The organism is Lactococcus sp. UBA7128 (assembly GCF_002492185.1).
GTDB classification, from domain to species: Bacteria; Bacillota; Bacilli; order Lactobacillales; family Streptococcaceae; genus Lactococcus; species Lactococcus muris.
On record NZ_DKXK01000053.1, the window covers coordinates 1 to 2,966 of the forward strand.

A 2,966-nucleotide genomic window follows, 5' to 3' on the forward strand; every position below is an offset into this window, starting at 1 on the left:
GCGGGCCGGGGTGTCGGGGACAAATGGGCTTGCAGATACATAGCGTCAAGGAAGGATGTAATAAGTTATTCTGTGTCGTTAGGGTGAACCTCTTGCCACATATGCCATGCTCAGCCCTTTAAATATTTATATTTAAGGCAAGCATTTACTGTACGCATGATTTCGATATCAAAATCTTTCTTAGCCACTTTCATAGCTAATAAAAATTTCTTGTTATTCTTAAAAGACTTTGTTAACAGCTTTAAGTCTTTCTCGTCAAGTTCAATTTTATAAAACAGGTTTGATAAAGATATAAGCAAATCCTTGTATTTCTTGCAGTATGCAGAAAGCGTACTGTTCAATCCAAAAGAAAATTTATTAAAATCTGCCTCCGTGTATTTCGGCAGTAGTCCCATAATTGGATTAACGAGTAACTGTGTTGACGCTTCCATCAAATTAACATATGAACCGAGTTCATATTGCTGTGCTTCGGTCATTTGGTCGTAGTCAGTACCAAAGGATTGAATTTTCTTTATAGCTTCATCAAGCAGATTGCTTTCATTTTGGATACGAGTAATGCGCTCATTTAATTCTACAATAGCAAGGTCATAAGACTTCACATCTCGTTTGCTCACTAAAGTGAATACATCCTCAAGCCGTTCCTTTTCGCTTTTTGCTTTCCAGAAAAACAATCCACTACTAAGAAGCGCCACACCTGCTATGGCCCAACCGACTGGTCCGGCAAGAGCCAAAAATGCATTACCGGCTGCCATACCACCCCCGCCAACGGCAAGCGCACCGCCACCAAGCCAAGCTAAAGCTGCATTAGTTGCAGCAGCCCCACTTAAAGTTGAAATTGCGGTTCCAGTAGAAGCAACGCCAAATGTGGTTGCTACTCCCATAGCGGCAGTAGGCCCGAGTGCAGCAACAGCAACTCCGGCACTTACACCAGCTGCACCACCACCAACATTTTTCACTGCTGCAACTTTATAGTCCGCTTCAATTTTATCAGCTTGCTGTTTCCAATTTAAGCGAACCTCCCTTAGTTTTTCATATTGAACACGTTTTTCGCTTGGAACATTGCGTATGGCATCAAACTGGGCCTGTATAGCATTTAATTTTCCATAGAGACTACCAGTATTAAGGCCAAGTTCATCTATTTTTTCATTAGTCCTTTTAATCGCTGCCTCAGCCTGTTCTTGGGCCAACTGAAGTTTTGTCTTTTTCTTTAACATACACATATACCTCACCTTTTTCTGAAGTATGCGTCAATATCCGATTTGTTTCGTAATATTTTCTCTGGAGGGACATCTCTCAGTTGCGCTAATTCTGCGGTTTTGTTGAAAGCTGAAATATACATTTTACTATTGCGCAAATCTTCTACAAATGTCAACAGCATACGGTCATCATACTTGTATGCCAATATATTCAATCCTTCTATGTAATTTTCAACTATGACTCTTTCTTTCTCAGCAAAGGCAGCATTTTTTTCTGCTCTCCAATAGCATAGGGCACGCTTACCTTCTCCATATAAAGAAATTGCAAATCGGCCAACACCAACTATGTTGAGCCTTAAGAAAAACTCCGTAGGATTGAATGTTCCAGCCCCTGCAATAAAACCACGAATAGTAGCGTCGCCAATATCCATCACGCAGAATGTTCCATGTGCTACAGTAAGCATCCGTTTGACAGTTGCATTTGAAAACGGTTCACAAGTATTCCACATCAGCTTAAAAGAACGATCCGCTTTTTCAGTGTTTGAAAAATACCTGAACAGCCTTCTCACAGCATAGATCATTCTAACTACCATTTCATTGATAAATACGGGAATGGCCTGTGCCGCTTGAAAGCGCATGTCATAACCACTTTCATAAATGTTCAAAGCAAGCTCATTTACTGCCTCATCAAACTGTGATACTGGGATACCCAGCTTGTTTTTAATAACAATAATATCATTCGTCCAAGCCCAGAACGGAGATGGTATTCCCATACCACGTCCCTTACCGCCAGATGATCCTGACATATCAGAAATCAAATGGCCGAACCAGTTAACAAATGCACAGAACAACTTGCTGGGTACATCATGTCCTCTCAGTTCAAATTTATCATCAGCTTTTTCAAGCGAAATCAATTGTCCCCCAGAAACAAAATGTGAGGTATTTTGAAACTGATCCAGAATTGAGAAAAACAATCCGCATAAAGTAGGATTGTGCGCAAGGGATTTAAAATGATGATTGGAAGGACTTAAATCAAATATGGAACTTGCTGCGTCCCCTCTCCCGGTCTGGTCATAAGGTACTTTGAATTTATTTTCAAGAAAACGTATTGCGGACTTTTCTCCTTCACCTTTCCAGCCGCAGAGTTTTGCAAAGTCCATTGTTCTGTTTGCAAACCATTTATCTGTAATGTCTCCCAGCGGAGATTCACCAGGCTTACCAACTAAAAAAATATCAATAATGCCGCACAGAGCCCCTGAACTCGCTGCAAGGATATAGTCCAGCCTATCACAATCAGGTTTCAGTCCTTTAATAGAAGCTATGGTCTCATTAAGCGTTTGTATCTCTAAATCCGCTTGTTCCAACGCTGTAGAAATTGACGATGCAAAATCAAAATTGTCATTTTGAATTGTCAGGTCAAGAACCATGCCTGACTTAGATTCATCAGAAAGGTCTTTTTTTGTGTTTAAATTGCTTTTATCCACAACAATTCCCCCACATTATAACTTTTTAACGTCTTATGAATTGTGCTATGTAATCCCTTTGCTCCAAAAGCAAGTATAATAGAAAATAAAGCATAATTTATTAAGTTTATTATACATCAGGCATCTCTTAAAAGCAAGAAACACTCATAGCAAGTGCTAACAATACATAAGGGCTGATAGTGTGACAGCCTTTATGCAAAACGAAAGGAAGGTTGTGCGTATGAATGACATCGAAATTACAAAGGCCAGCGAGATCAAGGTGCGGGAGATTGAATGGCTGTGGTAT

2 protein-coding genes are annotated in these 2,966 nt (G+C 40.1%); both read right to left on the minus strand.

Going from position 1 to position 2,966, the window contains the following annotated elements:
• Positions 1 to 110: 110 nt before the first annotated feature.
• Complete coding sequence (locus tag B4H39_RS06235; protein WP_286927542.1) at positions 111 to 1,214, minus strand: hypothetical protein; 1,104 nt, start codon at positions 1,212 to 1,214, stop codon at positions 111 to 113.
• A gap of 11 nt (positions 1,215 to 1,225) precedes the next feature.
• Positions 1,226 to 2,623, minus strand: coding sequence for a hypothetical protein (locus B4H39_RS06240; protein ID WP_286927543.1), 1,398 nt, complete (start codon positions 2,621 to 2,623; stop codon positions 1,226 to 1,228).
• Between the last annotated feature and the right edge of the window lie 343 nt (positions 2,624 to 2,966).